We start from the raw sequence: 16,806 nt of genomic DNA on the forward strand, positions 1-16,806 counted from the left end.
AGGAGTATTGCCTATGGCAGATAACAAGCAGCACGACACCCGCACCACCCGCCGCCCTGACTGTGTGACGGAAATCCGCATGGGCAATTCCGTCCTTGTCGTGTCCGGCTATTTCAAGAAAGACACCACAACCACAGCCGCCGACAAAATGGCGCGGGTACTGGAAGCGGAAGCCGCTGCTACACAGGAGCCGACTTATCCGGCGTGAACCGGGGCATGGAAAAGCGGCCATGCCAGGGAGCATGACCGCTGGAACGAAAATCGGAAGTGCTTTAGCAATTCTTAATCTCATTCTCTATAAAATAATTTGCAATTTCAAAGGCTTTTATTCTTCTCTTTGCCAATGTGATTTGTGATTTATAACGCTCGGAATTATCCTTTGATTCAAATGTTTTTACTGTTTCTCTTAGCTTGTGCAGAGTTGAATCAATTTGCCTTTTGGCCGCGGTTAATTCATCTATTGTATACTTCATGTTTTCTCCTTTAACTTCTGATTTTTTTGTTAAATCAGAGTATACCACGGAGTTATGAACTTTTCTACTGCAAATATGGGACGACAACCCATACCATAAAAATCGGAAAATTGAAAAGCTGTAAAGAAGCAAATTTAACGCTTTTGCCGCTGTACAGCCCCCGCCGTTCCGTGGTACAATGAAACCACGGAATAGTGGGGCTGGCTGTCGGAAACGGAGGATTTTATGTTAAGACAAGCCACCCAAAACCTCATTACCGCCCTTTATCCGAGATTGTCCCACGAGGATGAATTGCAAGGCGAGAGTAATTCCATATCGAACCAAAAAAGGATACTCGAAACCTACGCAAAACAGAACGGCTTTACCAATCTGCGCTGGTACACCGACGACGGTTTTTCCGGCGCGAACTTCCAGCGGCCCGGATTTCAAGCCATGCTTGCGGACATTGAAGCCGGGAAAGTGGGTACGGTCATCGTCAAGGACATGAGCCGGTTAGGGCGAAACTACTTGCAGGTAGGGTTTTACACGGAAATGCTGTTCCCTCAAAAGGGTGTGCGTTTTATCGCTGTCAACGATAATGTGGACAGTGCCAGCGAGGGCATGGACAACGATTTTACCCCGCTGCGAAATCTGTTCAATGAATGGCTGGTGAGAGATACGAGCAAGAAAATCAAGGCAGTGAAAAAGTCAAAAGGCATGAGCGGCAAGCCTGTTACCAGCAAGCCGGTTTACGGCTATGTGATGGACGAGGACGAGAATTTTATTATAGACGAGGAAGCCGCCCCGGTGGTGCAGCAGATTTACCAGCTTTGCCTTGCCGGGAACGGCCCGACCAAGATTGCCCGTATGCTGACGGAGCAGCAAATCCCCACGCCGGGGACGCTGGAATATCAGCGGACAGGCAGCACCCGCCGTTATCACCCAGGCTATGAGTGCAAATGGGCGACCAACACCGTCGTTCATATCCTCGAAAACCGAGAGTACACCGGATGTCTGGTGAACTTCAAAACGGAAAAGCCTTCTTATAAGGTCAAGCACAGCATAGAGAACCCCGTCGAGAAGCAGGCCATTTTCGAGAACCACCATGAGCCGATCATCGACAAGGAAACATGGGAACGGGTGCAGGAGTTACGCAAACAGCGCAAACGCCCGAACCGCTACGATGAAGTGGGGCTGTTCTCCGGGATTTTGTTCTGCGCCGACTGCGGCCATGTGCTGTATCAGCAGCGGTATCAGAACAAAGACCGCAAACAGGACTGCTACATCTGCGGCAGCTACAAGAAGCGCACCCGCAACTGTACGGCGCACTTTATCCGCACCGATCTGTTGACCGCTGGTGTCCTGGCAAATCTCCGGCAAGTGACCGAATACGCAGCCAAGCATGAGAGCCGGTTTGTGAAACTACTTGTCCAGCAGAACGAGATCGGCGGCAAGCGAAAGACCGCCGCAGCCATCAAGCAGCTTGAACAGGCGCAGGAACGCATTTCTGAAATCAGCCGCATTATCAAGCGGCTGTATGAGGACAATGTAAACGGCAAAATCAGCGATGAGCGTTTCATGGAACTGTCGGCTGACTACGAAGCCGAGCAAGCGGAGCTGAAAAAGAGAGCCGCCGCCCTGCAAGCCGAACTGGACAAGTCACAGGCAGCTACCGTCAACGCCGAGAAATTTATGGGCATTGTCCGCAAGCACCTTGCCTTTGAAGAACTGACCCCCACTCTCTTGCGGGAAATGATCGAGAAAATTGTGGTGCATGAGTGCAGCTATGATGAGAACGGCACCCGCAGGCAGGACATTGAGATTTATTACAGCTTTGTCGGCAAGATTGACTTGCCCGAATAACCGCCCGACCTATCCGACACAATGGCCAAGTGTCGGATAGGAACGGCAAAATTTTTTGCACTTCTATTGCTTCTTTATCACACATAAGCAAAATCCCAAGGCATGAAGCAGCTCATGGCCGGTGGCGGTGTGGCACTCATCGGTATCACGCTGGTACCTTTGCTTTCCGGACTTTTCGGGTAAACGACGGTATTCTGAAACTGAAAGGGACAGAATTCGACACAACCCGAAAAGTAAATGAAAATCAGCAGGAGTTGCGGTTTATTGAGCACAGAATATTAACGATGAGGGCGGCGGTGAGCCGCCCTTTTACATACTGAAAAAAAGTATGTAGAGAGAAGAGAATAAACACGAAGAAATTGCAATCGTAAAATTTAATTGCGATTTTTGCAGAAATTCCGCAAAAACAAGATATAAATATTGACCCAGGCATTTTTAACTGTTATAATATTGACTGAAAACTCGAATACTGAGAATGGATGGAGGTATTCATTTATGTTGATTCAGTTTACAGTAGAAAATCATAGATCAATAAAGAACAGTGCCGTAATCAGCTTTGCAGCCTCTAAGGATAAGTCATTCGAAGAATATTTGCTTCATCCCGACGACAAAAAGGCATTGTTGCCTGTACTTGCAATTTACGGTGCCAATGCGGCCGGAAAAAGCAATGTATTGCACGCAATGATGACGATGAAGGAAATGGTTGTGGGAAATGCAGCAAAAGTCTCTAAGGGGCAAAAGCTGCCTTGGGAACCCTTTGGAGTAACAAAGGAACCTACTTCCTTTGAGATGACATTCATTTTTCAGGGAGTTCGCTACACATACGGCTTCTCTTTTGATGCAAAAAAGATTTACAGAGAATATCTTTATCATTGGCCTAATGGTCGTGAAGCCTTAGTTTTTTCCAGAGAAAATGGAGTATATGAGTTCCGTGAAAATGTAAATGAGCAGGTAACTCTTAGCAATCGAACACCGGACAATAAGCTCTATCTGGTATCCTCTAACGACTGGAATTTGCCGCAGACGGAAAATGCTTATCGGTGGTTCCTGGAAAAGTTGACCTTCCTGATGGATGAAGAGCCCGCCACATCAGAAACCGTTGCTCAGATTGTCAGCGGTGATGATAAGAAAGCTCGAATCTTAAAAGAATTGCTGCTCGCCGATCTTGGAATTACCGATGTTACAATCAAGAACACTTCTGGTAAAATACCGGTCATTACGACAACACATAGAATTATTAACGAGGACGGCACAACAGAATACTTCCAGCTTTTAATGGAGCAGGAATCTGTTGGTACGCAACACTTTTTTGCCCGCATTGGCGGATGGCTGCAGGCACTTGAAAACGGAGCTCTTTTAGTTGTTGATGAAATTGAAGATAGTCTGCATCCTCTTTTAACCAGACGATTGATTGAAATGGTGCAGGATAAGGCCATCAATACAAAGGGAGCGCAGCTGATTTTTACAACACATGACGCAATGCTGCTCGACCTGAATTTCTTCCGTAGAGATCAAATCTGGTTTGCTGAAAAAAATGATGAGACTTGTGCGACAGAGCTTTACTCATTGGCATCTTTTTCGCCACGAAAAGGTGAAAACGTACGGAAGGGTTATCTCCAAGGGCGTTTTGGCGCAATCCCTTTTATCGGAGGTAATGCCTGATGAGTAAGATGCGAAAAGAGTATGATCCGAACAAAGTTAAGCAGCGTAAGCGTAAACCGATCGTTTATATTATCTGTGAGGGTAAAGAAACTGAGACTCTTTATTTCAAACACTTTCGTTCACGGAACTGTCTGGTAGATATTATCCCAATTTCATCAAAGCATAAGGCAGCGGAACATTTGGTAAAGCACGCAAAGGCTTTGATTTCTCAAGCAGATTATTACCCGAAAGACGGAGATCAGCTTTGGTGCGTATTCGACTGTGATGATAATAAAGACTCAGAGCTTCAGGCAGCAATTTCTTATGCAGAGAAGCATGGGTACAAAATCGCATATTCCAATCCGGCATTTGAATATTGGTATTTGCTCCATTTTGAGAAACGGAATGGATATTTGAAAGATTCTGCCACGGTAATTGACATCTTAAAGAGCAAAGGCTACCTGGAAAACTACGGCAAGAGTGTGGATGTTTTTGAAGAATTACAGAAACATCAGCCAGAAGCTATCCAGTACGCAAGGGAACGAGTGGAACGATTAACCAGAGATCAGGTTGCTGTAATCTGTCGAGATAGTAATCCAGTAACAACAGTCTATGAATTGGTTGAATTTTTGAATAGTAAAAGAATATAGGAATATTTACATAGCCGGAACTGACTGATCATCGGTTCCGGCTATTTTTCTGCCCTTCTCCGGCTGCAGGTGCACACGCGGCCACGGGAAGGGCTTTTTCTATCCACAAGTTTCATTACAAATGGTCCGGTCATCCGCAAATAAAACTTCGGGACCGGGCAAAGGAGGAAAACGTATGGCATTTTTTAACGCAGCAGTCGGTGTACTGCAGACTCTCGTTGTGGCTCTCGGTGCCGGTCTCGGTATCTGGGGAGCGATCAACCTGCTGGAGGGTTACGGCAACGATAACCCCGGTGCCAATGCTCATGTACGGTAAAGTATCACAAGAAAATTATGTCGAATTGACAGCCGCCTCCGCTATACCGAATAAGGAAATAAAGAGTCCTCAAATTTTGCGCTACTAAATGAAGACGAGCGGAAGTAATCTCCCGCTCGTCAGTAAACTTAACTATGCCATATCAATCCCGCTTCTTTCCCGCCACCGGCACTAAGAACAGCGCGGGCAACAGCAGGAAAGCGGTACAGACCAGCCCCCAGGGTATGGACACCTGCTGGGCTACCAGCCCCACAATAGGCCCGCCGATGATCTGCCCGAAAGAGTCCAGCTGTCCGCTGGTGGAAAAGACTGTGGCGCGCATTTTCTCATCCACATGGTCGTTCATCCAGGCGGCCAGCACAGGCTCCTTGATGGTGCGCATAAGCCCCGCCAGCAGGAACACCAACAACATGAACCAAAAGCTCCGCCCCACCGCGAAGAGAACCAGGCACAGGATATACCCGGCGCTGGTGGACATGACCACACTGGTTCGGCTGACAGTCCCTTTTTTCTCCATGCGGGCGATGAGCAACTGAGAAGCCAGAATACCTAAGCCGTTGCCGATAAGACTGATAACACCGAACCAAGTGACGCTGTTCAGCGGCCCGATAACGGGTATTACCGTGTCATCCAGAAAATGAGCGGTGGAGAGCCGGTCAAAGCCTTCACTGGCAAGTCCCCCGCATAGTGTGATTGCTAAGAGCGCCAGCAACACAGGTGCGCCTTTCACAAAGCCCAGGTTGAGCTTGAACAGGCAGACAAAGTCTTTAAGCAAGCCCTGCCGTTCCTCAATAGCAGGGGAGAAGTTGGTTTCTGGCATGATGCGAACCATCACCAGCCCCAACAACAAGCACAAACTGCCCCCCAAGATGACAGGCATTTGCAGGTTTATGTTTCCCAGCAGTGTGCCCAGCACCACGCCCAGAACGCCGCCGATTTGCCCCATTTGACTGCCCCGCAGGAACACCTTGTCTATGGGTTTGTCCTCTTCCTCCGAGGCAATCCACGCCTCCAGAGCGCCGGTGATGAAGGTATCACCGCAACCCCAGACAACCTGGGCCAGCAGAACCGGCGCGAACCACGGTAGCGCACCCTCCATCAGAAAGCCCAGGCCGTAGAGGAACATTCCAATCAGCACCGAGCGCCGACGGCTATACAAATCCGCCACCACACCGGTGGGTATCTCGAACAGAAAGCAGGAGGTCTCCAGAACCGTCCCTACCAGGACAAGCTGGAAAGCATCCAGCTGCACCACCTCCAGGTGGTACACGATGGAAAGCACTGTGGACATAGAAACCGCCAGGGAACAGACAAATCGGAACAGCAGGTAGACAGAATATGCCTTTGAATTTTTAGCAAACATGAAGTTACATTCTCCTAGTATAATAATGGTGTAGTCAAGAACGACTACTGGTTAATAGTTACAAAGTCCAATCTAATAAATCTATATAGATATAACGGAAGGAGGAGTTCCCCCTCCATCAGAAGTTATAGGACATATTTACCGTGTCTGAGGTTTCCTTAATGCACCAGACAAAATATAGAGGTATAATCACTGAAGGCAGGATCATTGACGTTTCCTCCTTGGGAGCCGGCCTTCTGGGATATTTCGCAATAGCCAGCAATGAACGCTTGCATTGCGCAAGACGTTACATTATCTTCTGAAACATATGCCGGATCTTGTCTAAACGGCTGTTCGGGCGGCGTGGCTGAAATACAGGCTCGCCGGAAGTTTCCTGATACCCTTTTAATTCTGTAATGCAGACACTTCTTCCATTTGTATAAAAATTCAGATCATTCCTATATTCACCGATACAACGGGCAGGGATTTCACCCTTAAAAATAACTTCATCTTTTTCAAGTCTGGTTGATTCAATGATTGCGCAATACTTTGGTGCATCATTATAAGCCCGTGAAAGATATTCCTGCGGTGCAAAAAGGGTAAAGGAAAGGTATGGTTCCAACAGTTGTGTCCCTGCTTTTTTCAATGCCTGCTCCAACACGACAGGCGCAAGAAAACGAAAATCAGCGGGGGTGCTGACCGGGCTGTAATAAACTCCATAATCAAAACAAATTTGGCAGTCTGTCACTCCCCAGCCATATAAGCCCTGCTCCATTCCATAACGCACACCCTCCATGACGGCATTTTGAAAACTTTGGTTTAAATAGCCGAGAGATACCTCGCTTTTATATTGTGTTCCGCTTCCAACAGGAAGCGGTGTTACAGTCAAACCAATAGATGCCCAAAACGGATTCGGCGGCACTTCAATATGAATCGTGCAGCTCGCTTTTTTTTGCGGTCTTTCCAGATAAATAACCGAAGGCTCTTTCATAGCCACGCCCACATGATATTTTTCTTCTAATAGCGAACAAATAACTTCTAACTGTACTTTTCCCAAAAAAGATAACATAATCTCATGGGTAACAGTATCAATGTCAAAATGCAAAAGAGGGTCTGTATCAGCAATCTCTGCGAGGGCATTTAACAGGGCTTCCCTTTGCTCCGGCTTTTGCGGCTCTACCGTTGTCCGAAGTAATGGCATGGGATTATCAATCCGTGTTTTGTGAGGCAGGAGTTTTTCATTTCCCAGGATATCGTTCAGTTTCAAAGTATCATCAGCTAAAATAACAATTTCTCCCGGACAGGCATGGTCAGCCGGGACGATTTCACCATTTGACGGAATACACATTTCTGTAATCTTTATTTTTTCCTTTTTTGACAGCAGCAGGGTATCCCGTAAATGGAGCGTCCCATGATACAGGCGTAAATAAGAAAGCCGTTTTTTCCGCTCTGTATACTCAACCTTAAAAACATATCCACATAATTCAGACTGAATATCGTCCGTTTCTGTAATGAAAGTTTCTATAATCGCTTCAATCAGTTTTTCTGTTCCTAAATTGTCTTTTGCACTCCCATGATAAACAGGAAACAAAGAGCAGCATCTGGTTCTTTTGCACTTTTCATATTGTAATTCCTGTATATCCAAAGAATCCTCTGCAACATATCGTTCTAATAGTTCATCGCTTCCGGAAATAATCATATCCCATTTGTCTAAATCAGAAATATCGGTCATGGTTATCTTTGGCGACAGGGAAGATCGTAATGAGGAACAATATTTTGATAAGGAATGTTTCTTGGATGATGTTCAGAATTATATGGATGAATTTAGCTATATTAAGGCGAATGAAATCAATCCATTGGAATTACTCTTTGAAGCGCAGAAAGCCTACGATACAGCATATACATCAGAGCATAGCCATAGTGAAGCAACAACCTCTACTTATTTGACAGATTCCGACGTGGACAAGAATGCTTTCGAGATGTTGGATGATCCAATTGCTCTTATGAAAATGTTAAAGAAGCAAAGGGGTATATGATGGAGACTAATTCTATAACCAGTATAAATATTGAAGATTTCAAAGACAGTGATTTTGGAGATCCTATTTCTTTACTAGAGGCGTTAGCAAAGAAACGTAATCAGAGTTCCAGGAGTCTTTTGGATCCGCAATCCAAGGAATCAGAATATTTTACAGTTTCTCAAATTGCTCGCATTTTCAATGTTGAAGAAGCCGATTTTCTGAAAGCAATCGAAACCGGCGATGTTGTAGCAGATCGAGTAGTTCCACTGTTTACAAAAGATACTGTTGAACAGTTTTTGAATACTCGTGATAAAGATAGTTCTACTCTCTATGAAAGCTTTATGCAAGAGATATCTCATATGAGAGTAAATTATTCTTACAAACCAGTTCTTATCATGGCTCTGCTTAACGGGGCGTCCAGCAATGGAGAAATGTCTCTTTCTGATATTGTAGACTATTTCCTCACATATTATCAGGAACGCGCGGCAGCAGGTCTCTTAAGAGAAAAAGATGATAGTTCATTCGTAAAATATCCGAATGATCGCAACCAAGCAGGAAAGACAATTGTACGATATCCGATTACTGTTCTCACGAACAAGGGGTTTATGACATACAATCGTGATTTAGCCGTTGTTAGAATAGCCTCCCCCATTTGGAGCCGAATTGATTTAGAAACAAATGCGTTTATAAAAGCACGTTGCGAACGTATTCTCGAGGAGTACTTCTCATTAATACAGAAATAGCAGAGCTGCTTTACAAGCGAGGAATATCGAATGGGAAATGGCACAAAACTAAGAATTCTATACTTATATCAACACCTTGTTCAACACACCGATGCCGAGCATACATTATCGACCGCCGAGCTGATGAAGATCCTCAAAGAAGACTATTCCTTCAAGGTCTCCCGCAACACGATCAGTGATGATCTTGCTATGCTCCATGACTGCGGCCTTCATATCGAGCACTATGAGTCTACGCAGAACAAGTACTACTATGATGGACATGTGTATGAGCTGCCGGAACTAAAGGTGCTGGTCGATGCAATCGCGTCCTCCAAGTTCATCACCCAGAGAAAAAGCGAAGAGCTGATTACCAAGCTGCTTACTCTGACCAATTCTCAGAATGCAGCAAAACTCCGTCGGCATATCTATGCTGCAGGGCGCGTGAAATCTGAGAATGAACATGGATATTACATCGTCGATGCAATCAACGAAGCGATCGACACCAAGAGGAAGATCTCGTTCTACTACACTGATTTCGATATCGCAAAGCAGCGCTATGTCACAAACGACGGCAATCCGTATACGGTTAGTCCGTACACGTTGATCTGGGACGGAGATTACTATTACATGCGCGGCTTCTGCGATGAGCGTCAGGAAATGCGGAATTTCCGCCTGGATCGCATCGCGGAGCAGCCGAAGATCCTTAACCAGATTGCGGTAATGCCCCCAGAAGATTATACTCCGGCAGACTACAGCAAACATGTCTTCCGTATGTATGATACCGATGAGCCGGTTTCCGTGCAGCTGTATTGCCATGTGTCGGTGATGAAGTATCTCATCGATAAGTTTGGCAGCGATTTCGAAACCATGGTTGTGGATGACGAACATTTCAAAGCAACGGTCAGTGTATGCCCCAGCACCACTTTCTACAGCTGGGTGTTCGGATTCAACGGAAAAATCAAAGTTGAAGGACCGCAGAATGTTGCTGAGACATACAAGGAAATGCTCGTCAATGCATTGAACGAGATGTAATTCGCACTACTGCACAAAATTCTGCGCACCTGCGTTCCATTAAACAAATCACCCCTTGCTTCCCGGAGCAAGGGGTATTATAATACAGTCAATGGAACGATTCGTTCCGTTATCGAGAGAAAGGAATTAAAACCATGAGAGCTATGAGCACAGAAACGATGCAAAACATCATTTCCTATGTTGATCAATACTTCTGCGACAAACATACCACACCCTCTGTAAATGAGATTGCTTTGGGTGTAGGTATTCCTAAAACGACTGTTTTTCGCTACCTGGTCGAAATGGACAACCGTGGAATGCTCGAATACGATGGTAAGTCTCGTACCATTCGTACTCCTATGATCAAGAAATTTGCTCCCGATTCTGCCCCCTGTCCTCTTGTTGGATCCATTCCCTGTGGTTCCGCGCAGACAGAGGAAGAAAACATTCGTGAATATGTCAGCCTTCCTGTTTCCCTTTTCGGGAATGGCCGGTACTATATTCTGGAGGCTTCCGGTGATTCCATGGTTGATGCGGGTATCGATAGCGGAGATCTGGTCGTTATCAGGACAGATTGCAATGCTGAGATTGGTGATATCGTTGTTGCCCTTACCGGCTACAGCGAAAGCACATTGAAGGTTTACGCCGGAATCGATGAAGATACTCAGGAAGCCATTCTTGAGTATCGGAATCAGGCAAAATATCCGGACGAAGAGATCCGCGTGAAGCAGCTGATCATCCAGGGCGTAGCCAAGCACGTAATCAAAGCATTATAACGAATATTGTTATCACCGGAGGTGAAGTACGAGATTATGAATACATATGACGTGAAATGCCCGGTATGCGGCGTAGTCAATCACAGCCTGTTTCTTGAAGAGACGGATGGCTGGATGGAATGCGAGCACTGCGGTCATACAGCAAAATACTGCTGGGAACCGCAGACAAAAAAGCAGATTCCGGTATTTGTAATCCGAAATCTGCAGGCGCAGGTCGTACCTGCCGATTGCGTACACACATGTAGATAAGAAGGGAGTTAAATAAGTGCCACATGAAAACTTTGTATGGCGCTCGAGAAAGATATACTGCCCCAACTGCCGCCAGTTAGTGATTGGCTATGAAGGCAAAGATGGCATAACCCGAATGACTTGCGACAGATGCGGAGCCGTGATGGTCAGCAAATCGATGGGACGCAGGCATGACCGCATCGACATCTATGCCCCAGCCGGTCAGGAGCATATCTAAAACAACTAAATGAACGTGGCATAACGACGGAATGGTTGAGATGAAACAGGCTACATAAATCCATCTCCAGGTCACATGCCGTAAGATCGGTCAGTTAAACCAGACATACATGAGAGGCTGCCGACAAGACGGGATTCCTACACAGTTAGGATCTCCGCCTTGCCGGTGGTCTCTTTTTTATTCCGGCAAGGCTTTCGAAACTCAAACATCATATCGAAAGCCTGACATGCATTAAGGGCTGAGGATACATATATTGCTCACTTTCGAAAAATAAAAATTTTTCGTTTTTCGAAACAGCAGTATCGGTACCCTTACTTTGGTGCACCCATTTTTCCGGGACCGAGGTCAGGAACGTACTGTGGGCAATGGTATCCTTTGCTCTTCCGCAGCAGGCGGAAAGGAAAACAGTATGTACTTTGACGCAAATGATTTCTCGACCCGTTTACAGACTCTCCGTAAAGCCCAGGGAATGACGCAGGAGGAGCTTGCCGAGGCTCTGAATGTCAGCCTGGAGCATCTCAGCAAGATGGAGCGCGGTAAGAGAAAACCGTCTATCGACCTGATTGTGGCTATGGCCTGCTACTTTCATGTGAGTACCGACTATCTGCTCATGGGGAAAGATCACGACAATGTGGACAGCCGCACGAAGCTTCTGGATGTGGTGGCTCAGCTGACAGAAATCGCAAAAAGCCTGTAAATCCGTGCGAGATCCTACATTCCGATTTAATCAGTTATAACTGATTAAATTCTTCCATATCACAAACGGTACGCATTATTCGTGGTCGTGCAGTGTCTGGATCTTGCTTTTATTTATTGTTATTTGCCGCAACTCCCTTTTGCTGAAAAAAATATAGAAAATCCGTACAACCAGGGCGGGTAACCCGTACAGCCAGTACCTAAAGAAATACTCCCCTATCCATTAAACTTGAACATGTAAGGAGCCAAGAAAACTCCGGACATGAACCTTGAAAACTACATATCATTCTTCAGGCACGAACCTGTGATGAGGAGCTACATCAGCGGCGAAACGCACTGCCTGCCATCCGGCAGGCGAAGGTGTGAACCGGCCTGTAAGTATCGGATTGCTTCCGGTATACAGCATTGATCCATCACAGCACAATGATACTTCTGTACGCAGCTCGGTGAGAACCACGGAGGGGTTAGATTCCCATGGATCTGGTAGCAGCCAGACGCCTGAATGTATTCCCGGCAGGCCAGAGCGTCTGCCCGTTCCCAGGGGTGTCGAGGACAAATGTGGGGATAACATATTGATTGAGATTAAGCCTATGGTGGCTTTCCTGGGCAGGAAGCGATTTCTGCCCTTTTACATAAAACTGAATAAGGAGGAAAATCATGCTAAAAAAAGATTGGAACTATCGGCGTGGTGACATTTATCTGGTTGATCTTGGCGAACATCGCGGCAACATTCAGGGCGGCGTTCGACCGGTCATCAATATTCAGAACAACAGTGGTAATTTCTTTGGCCCCACCCTGATCGTGGTGCCGCTTACGACGGAGCTGAAGAAGCTTGGTCAGCCTACGCATTACGTTATTAAGAAGCAGCGAGGGCTGAATGAAACGTCCATGAGCGAGGCGGAACAGATCGTCACCATCAATAAGTGCCAGGTCCTCAAGTATCTTGGACGTACAAGCAAAAGACATATGGAACGCATCGATGACAGCATCCGCGTGAGTCTTCATCTGAATCCGGAGGACGCATTACCCATCCCAGAGTGTGTGGAGTTCCCCTGATATGGATATCAATGGAACAGAGCAAATTATGAACGGAAGTGAGGAACGATACGATGGAAGCTATGGAAACCTTTGAATTACCGGCAGAGAATGCCATCGCTGTCACGGAAAAGCGCTGCTATACCGTGGAAGACCTGCAGATCATTCTCGGCATCAGTCGTGGTACTGTATACAAGCTCCTGGAGCAAAAGGAGTTCCGCTGGATGAGGATCGGAACTGCTTACCGAATTTCTAAAAAGAGCTTTGATGCGTGGCTGGATGAAAAGCTCTGATTTGTCAAGGATGTCAAGCTACCCGGTGACATCCTAACATTCAGAAATGATATCCGCTACGATGTAGCCAGGTCGAAAGACCTGGCTATCACTTTCTAAGGAGGGACCCAGAGATGGACAAGAAGAAAACTACAATGTCCGTTCCGGAGATGCGGCGGATGTTAGGGCTTCGTAAGACGGACTCCTACTGGCTTGTACATAAGCAATGCTTTGAAACGGTTATGGTTGAAGGAAAGATGAGAATCGTAATCGACAGCTTTGAACACTGGTATGCCAACCAGGTAAAGTACAAAAAGGTGGACGGCTCACCGCCCGGAGAAGAGCTCAGATCCTACTCCTATTCCCCGCAGGAGCTGGCTGAGGAGTTGGGCGTGTCCGACAGCATTGCTTATGATCTGATCAAGCGATACGATATCGAAACTTTTGATGTCGATCATTGGATGCGAATCCGCAAGGATGTTTTTGAGGCATGGTACAAGACGCAGACCAGGTACCGCACAAAGGCAGACCGTGAGCGAGATGCAGAATTGGAAGCTGCATCTATAACCATGCCTGAAATGGCCAGACAGCTTTTAATCACTAGGAAAGAAGTTTACAATATCCTGCTTACCGGCAGAGATAAAGACCAATTCGACTTTGTATATATCGCGGATCGACGCCGCGTAACAAAGGAGAGCTTTGAGCGCTGGTATGCAGGTCAGAACAGATACCGCAAGCTTTGTGACCGGTCCCCGCAGGAGATTGCTGCGCTTGAGCGGAAACAGCAGGAAGCTGTAACGCCGCGTTTGAAGGTTGATGAAACCAAGGCGGCGTTCAACCTGCAGGAGGCAGCTGTGCTGCTGGATCTTACTTACAATGAGATCCGCAGGTTGATTCAGACAGGAGAACTTGAAGCCAGGAAATATGGAACCAAGTACATGATCTCCAGGGATGATATCAAATGGTTCCTGTTCCAGCAGAAGCTTGAGAGAGAAAATTAAGGAAGGAGTAATTACTAATGGCATCCATCGTGCAACGAAATAATCGTTATAATGTCGTGTATCTCTACGACGATGAAGCGACCGGAAAACGCAAGCAGAAATGGGAAAGCTTTAAGACCATGGCAGATGCGAAACGCCGAAAGGCTGAGATTGAATATCGGCAGGAATTAGGAACCATGGTCATTCATCAGTGTAAGACAGTGAACGAGCTGCTGAAGGAGTATGTTTCTCTTTACGGCAAGACAACATGGTCCATGTCTGCATATTCCGGCAATACCGCCCTAATTGAAAATTATATCTCACCGATCATCGGCAATATGAAGCTGAGTGACGTAACTGCGCGTGTTCTGGAAAAGTATTATATGCAGCTTCTGAAAACACCCTCGGTTCACCGCATCACGCAAAAGGAGGGATCGAAGGATGTGGTTTTTGTTGCGCCCCCTACTGTAAGAAAAGTACATAACGTTCTTCGCAGCGCATTTCACCAGGCTGTAAAGTGGGAACTCATGGAGAAGAATCCGGCAATGTATGCAACGGTCCCGAAAGCGGAAACGAAAAAACGCGAGATCTGGGATGCGCCGACTCTGTTTCATGCTATCGAAGTATGTGAGGATGAGCGGCTGAAGCTGTCCATCAATCTGGCCTTTGCCTGTTCCCTTCGAATTGGAGAACTGCTGGGACTGACCTGGGATTGCGTAGATATCTCTCCGGAAAGCATTGCTGCCGGAAAAGCCTGCATCTATGTGAATAAGGAACTGCAGCGTGTGAGCAAGAGCGTTATGAAAACCCTGGAAAAGAAGGATGTTCTTCGTGTATTCCCGGAGCTGAGGGAAAGCAACAAGACGGTTCTTGTATTGAAGAAGCCCAAGACGGCTACCAGTACACGAAAGATCTTCCTTCCGAAGACGGTAGCAGAGATGCTGGTCGAATGGAAAAGAGACCAGGACTTCACGAAAGAAGCTCTGGGCAGTGAATACGCAGATTTCGATCTTGTCATGGCCAATGGCTTGGGTATGCCGACGGAGCAGTCGCGCATCACAGCTCTTTTTGCTGAGCTCATTGAAAAGAATGATCTGCCGAAGGTCGTTTTCCACAGTCTTCGCCATTCCAGTATCACTTATAAACTGAAGCTGAACGGCGGCGATATCAAATCGGTTCAGGGCGATTCCGGCCATGCACAAGCCCAGATGGTTACGGATCAGTATTCGCACATTCTGGACGATGACCGCAAGAACAACGCAGCACTGTTTGAGAGAGCCTTTTACAGCGGTAAGGGAGTCGAGAGTGTTGAGGCATCGGCAGAGCCGGAAGACAAGGGACCGGCTGCCCCTGCTGGCGTAGATCCTGAGCTGCTGGCAAAGATCCTCAGCAATCCGGAGATGGCTGCGCTGCTGACGAGCCTGGCCAAAAGCCTAAATTAAAAGAAGGGCCGGAGATCAATCCGGTCCTTCACTTACATAGAGAGTATTGTAAACTTGGATTTCATTTGAACCGTGGATGCAATACTCTCTTTTTTATCATCTTCCCCAGCAAATACTTTTCAGGGATTTGGATGAAAACATGTTTCGATTTTCAGTTCGATTGCGGTTGGATTTTCGCACTCAAAACTGCTAAAATTGGTGGTAGATGAAAATTGTTCTTCTTCCCTTTTTTAGCAAAATCTAAAAAACTGCTAATTTGAGCGGGTAAACATCTAACGACAACGGTGAACTTCGGTGAACAGGAAGTGATTCGGAATGCAAAAAAGCCTGATGATTACTGGCTTTTTTGAACACCGGTGAACATGTATGACAATTGTTCAATAGTTCTCCTAAGCGTGGGGCCGGAGGTTCAAATCCTCTCTGGGACGCCAGCTAACAACGCCGAAAGCCTTTGTTTTCAAGGGTTTTCGGCTTTTCTTATATAAAAAGCTGCGAAAAAGCTCCTTCACTGTATGAGATAAAATTCTACTCCAAAATTTGATTTTTGACAACCCCTCCAGAATCGAACGGTTGTTATAAGACAAAATCGCCAGCTAATTTTTAGCAGAAAAAAGGGCGTTCTTGCTAATGAAAATACCCTTCCTGCTAATCAGACCAAAAATCGTGCTAAAAAACCTGCTAATCAAAAAAGGCGGATGTTTTGAGTACCACGCAGTTATAGCAGATAAAATTGAATATCGTTATATACATAGAGCGTCTATACTTACGTAAACCGAGCAAAGAACGCTGACATCTCTTCCAGTTTTACTGCTGCGGGGTTATGACCAGGGCAGCTTCCAGTAAAAGCTATTCTGACACACATTCTTTTCCTTCCCCGCATAGATTACCCTGTAGGAGGTGAAAAACTTGGACCTGCGGAACAAGACCATCACCGTGGGGGAGCTGTTGGATGACCCCCGTTCTAAGGCGGTGTTTCAGCGGCGGTTTGGCAAGCTGCTGCGCCATCCCATGGCCGGGGCCGCCCGGGTGCTGACCCTGAAGCAGCTGAGCGAGATGGCGGCGGTATATCTGCCCCAAAAGACCATTCAGGACACGCTGAAGGAGCTGGAACAGCTTTAACTCAC

At 46.5% G+C, this 16,806-nt stretch carries 16 protein-coding genes and 3 pseudogenes; 16 read left to right on the forward strand and 3 right to left on the reverse strand.

Annotated features, from left to right (window positions below; translation table 11 throughout):
• Positions 1 to 13: 13 nt before the first annotated feature.
• Entirely contained in the window at positions 14 to 208 is a 195-nt protein-coding gene (locus ACSAMP_RS01325) for a transposon-encoded TnpW family protein (RefSeq protein WP_002596234.1), read from the forward strand.
• A 64-nt stretch (positions 209 to 272) separates the two neighbouring features.
• Here the strand turns inward: ACSAMP_RS01325 and ACSAMP_RS01330 are convergent, their stop codons facing one another.
• On the reverse strand, positions 273 to 473 hold the full coding sequence (locus tag ACSAMP_RS01330) for a hypothetical protein (RefSeq protein WP_002596235.1): 201 nt from the start codon (positions 471 to 473) through the stop codon (positions 273 to 275).
• 225 nt (positions 474 to 698) lie between these two features.
• Here ACSAMP_RS01330 and ACSAMP_RS01335 point away from each other — a divergent pair, with 225 nt between their 5' ends.
• The 5 genes and pseudogenes from ACSAMP_RS01335 to ACSAMP_RS01355 form a co-directional block, all read left to right on the forward strand.
• A complete protein-coding gene (locus ACSAMP_RS01335) occupies positions 699 to 2,315 on the forward strand; it encodes a recombinase family protein (RefSeq protein ID WP_002596236.1) in 1,617 nt (538 codons plus the stop codon).
• A gap of 87 nt (positions 2,316 to 2,402) precedes the next feature.
• A pseudogene (locus ACSAMP_RS01340) lies at positions 2,403 to 2,498 on the forward strand (Maff2 family mobile element protein); the annotation flags it as partial.
• Between the two features lie 312 nt (positions 2,499 to 2,810).
• The gene (locus ACSAMP_RS01345; RefSeq protein ID WP_457799241.1) at positions 2,811 to 3,977 is read left to right on the forward strand and encodes an AAA family ATPase; all 1,167 of its coding nucleotides are present in this window, start codon (positions 2,811 to 2,813) and stop codon (positions 3,975 to 3,977) included.
• Positions 3,977 to 4,606, forward strand: coding sequence for an RloB family protein (locus ACSAMP_RS01350; protein ID WP_457799242.1), 630 nt, complete (start codon positions 3,977 to 3,979; stop codon positions 4,604 to 4,606). Before ACSAMP_RS01345 ends, ACSAMP_RS01350 begins: the two co-directional genes overlap by 1 nt.
• Before the next feature lie 175 nt (positions 4,607 to 4,781).
• Positions 4,782 to 4,910 (forward strand): annotated as a pseudogene (locus ACSAMP_RS01355) (Maff2 family mobile element protein); the annotation flags it as partial.
• 154 nt (positions 4,911 to 5,064) lie between these two features.
• On the opposite strand, the gene tet(40) reads toward ACSAMP_RS01355, so the two are convergent.
• Together tet(40) and tet(32) are read right to left on the reverse strand one after the other, a co-directional pair.
• Entirely contained in the window at positions 5,065 to 6,285 is a 1,221-nt protein-coding gene (gene tet(40) / locus ACSAMP_RS01360; RefSeq protein WP_024407615.1) for a tetracycline efflux MFS transporter Tet(40), read from the reverse strand.
• 286 nt (positions 6,286 to 6,571) lie between these two features.
• Positions 6,572 to 8,017: pseudogene (gene tet(32), locus ACSAMP_RS01365) on the reverse strand (tetracycline resistance ribosomal protection protein Tet(32)); the annotation flags it as partial.
• Between tet(32) and ACSAMP_RS01370 the strand changes: the two are divergent.
• From ACSAMP_RS01370 to ACSAMP_RS01415, 10 genes are all read left to right on the forward strand, one after another.
• Entirely contained in the window at positions 7,995 to 8,300 is a 306-nt protein-coding gene (locus ACSAMP_RS01370; protein WP_457799243.1) for a hypothetical protein, read from the forward strand. The pseudogene tet(32) and the gene ACSAMP_RS01370 sit on opposite strands and share 23 nt — an antisense overlap.
• Positions 8,297 to 9,025, forward strand: coding sequence for a hypothetical protein (locus ACSAMP_RS01375; RefSeq protein ID WP_457799244.1), 729 nt, complete (start codon positions 8,297 to 8,299; stop codon positions 9,023 to 9,025). Before ACSAMP_RS01370 ends, ACSAMP_RS01375 begins: the two co-directional genes overlap by 4 nt.
• A gap of 30 nt (positions 9,026 to 9,055) precedes the next feature.
• A complete protein-coding gene (locus ACSAMP_RS01380) occupies positions 9,056 to 10,036 on the forward strand; it encodes a helix-turn-helix transcriptional regulator (protein ID WP_457799245.1) in 981 nt (326 codons plus the stop codon).
• Between the two features lie 134 nt (positions 10,037 to 10,170).
• Positions 10,171 to 10,791: a LexA family protein gene (locus ACSAMP_RS01385; protein WP_457799246.1), complete on the forward strand. Its 621-nt coding sequence runs from the start codon at positions 10,171 to 10,173 to the stop codon at positions 10,789 to 10,791.
• A gap of 875 nt (positions 10,792 to 11,666) precedes the next feature.
• Positions 11,667 to 11,954, forward strand: a complete 288-nt coding sequence (locus ACSAMP_RS01390; RefSeq protein WP_457799247.1) for a helix-turn-helix domain-containing protein — start codon at positions 11,667 to 11,669, stop codon at positions 11,952 to 11,954.
• A 656-nt stretch (positions 11,955 to 12,610) separates the two neighbouring features.
• Positions 12,611 to 13,009, forward strand: coding sequence for a type II toxin-antitoxin system PemK/MazF family toxin (locus ACSAMP_RS01395; RefSeq protein WP_457799248.1), 399 nt, complete (start codon positions 12,611 to 12,613; stop codon positions 13,007 to 13,009).
• 53 nt (positions 13,010 to 13,062) lie between these two features.
• A complete protein-coding gene (locus ACSAMP_RS01400) occupies positions 13,063 to 13,281 on the forward strand; it encodes a helix-turn-helix domain-containing protein (protein ID WP_416259293.1) in 219 nt (72 codons plus the stop codon).
• Positions 13,282 to 13,394: 113 nt separating this feature from the next.
• On the forward strand, positions 13,395 to 14,261 hold the full coding sequence (locus ACSAMP_RS01405) for a helix-turn-helix domain-containing protein (protein WP_457799249.1): 867 nt from the start codon (positions 13,395 to 13,397) through the stop codon (positions 14,259 to 14,261).
• A gap of 17 nt (positions 14,262 to 14,278) precedes the next feature.
• The gene (locus ACSAMP_RS01410) at positions 14,279 to 15,682 is read left to right on the forward strand and encodes a site-specific integrase (RefSeq protein WP_457799250.1); all 1,404 of its coding nucleotides are present in this window, start codon (positions 14,279 to 14,281) and stop codon (positions 15,680 to 15,682) included.
• A gap of 897 nt (positions 15,683 to 16,579) precedes the next feature.
• Positions 16,580 to 16,801 carry a hypothetical protein gene (locus tag ACSAMP_RS01415; RefSeq protein WP_441796188.1) on the forward strand — a complete coding sequence of 74 codons (222 nt, stop codon included), beginning with the start codon at positions 16,580 to 16,582 and terminating at the stop codon, positions 16,799 to 16,801.
• The last annotated feature ends 5 nt before the right edge of the window (positions 16,802 to 16,806 follow it).

This window comes from Flintibacter sp. SJQ-8 (assembly GCF_054108085.1).

Coding starts and splice junctions, on each gene's coding strand:
- ACSAMP_RS01325 (WP_002596234.1), top strand. CDS start 14: ATGGCAGATAACAAGCAGCACGACACCCGCACCACCCGCCGCCCTGAC.
- ACSAMP_RS01330 (WP_002596235.1), bottom strand. CDS start 473: ATGAAGTATACAATAGATGAATTAACCGCGGCCAAAAGGCAAATTGAT.
- ACSAMP_RS01335 (WP_002596236.1), top strand. CDS start 699: ATGTTAAGACAAGCCACCCAAAACCTCATTACCGCCCTTTATCCGAGA.
- ACSAMP_RS01345 (WP_457799241.1), top strand. CDS start 2,811: ATGTTGATTCAGTTTACAGTAGAAAATCATAGATCAATAAAGAACAGT.
- ACSAMP_RS01350 (WP_457799242.1), top strand. CDS start 3,977: ATGAGTAAGATGCGAAAAGAGTATGATCCGAACAAAGTTAAGCAGCGT.
- ACSAMP_RS01370 (WP_457799243.1), top strand. CDS start 7,995: ATGGTTATCTTTGGCGACAGGGAAGATCGTAATGAGGAACAATATTTT.
- ACSAMP_RS01375 (WP_457799244.1), top strand. CDS start 8,297: ATGATGGAGACTAATTCTATAACCAGTATAAATATTGAAGATTTCAAA.
- ACSAMP_RS01380 (WP_457799245.1), top strand. CDS start 9,056: ATGGGAAATGGCACAAAACTAAGAATTCTATACTTATATCAACACCTT.
- ACSAMP_RS01385 (WP_457799246.1), top strand. CDS start 10,171: ATGAGAGCTATGAGCACAGAAACGATGCAAAACATCATTTCCTATGTT.
- ACSAMP_RS01390 (WP_457799247.1), top strand. CDS start 11,667: ATGTACTTTGACGCAAATGATTTCTCGACCCGTTTACAGACTCTCCGT.
- ACSAMP_RS01395 (WP_457799248.1), top strand. CDS start 12,611: ATGCTAAAAAAAGATTGGAACTATCGGCGTGGTGACATTTATCTGGTT.
- ACSAMP_RS01400 (WP_416259293.1), top strand. CDS start 13,063: ATGGAAGCTATGGAAACCTTTGAATTACCGGCAGAGAATGCCATCGCT.
- ACSAMP_RS01405 (WP_457799249.1), top strand. CDS start 13,395: ATGGACAAGAAGAAAACTACAATGTCCGTTCCGGAGATGCGGCGGATG.
- ACSAMP_RS01410 (WP_457799250.1), top strand. CDS start 14,279: ATGGCATCCATCGTGCAACGAAATAATCGTTATAATGTCGTGTATCTC.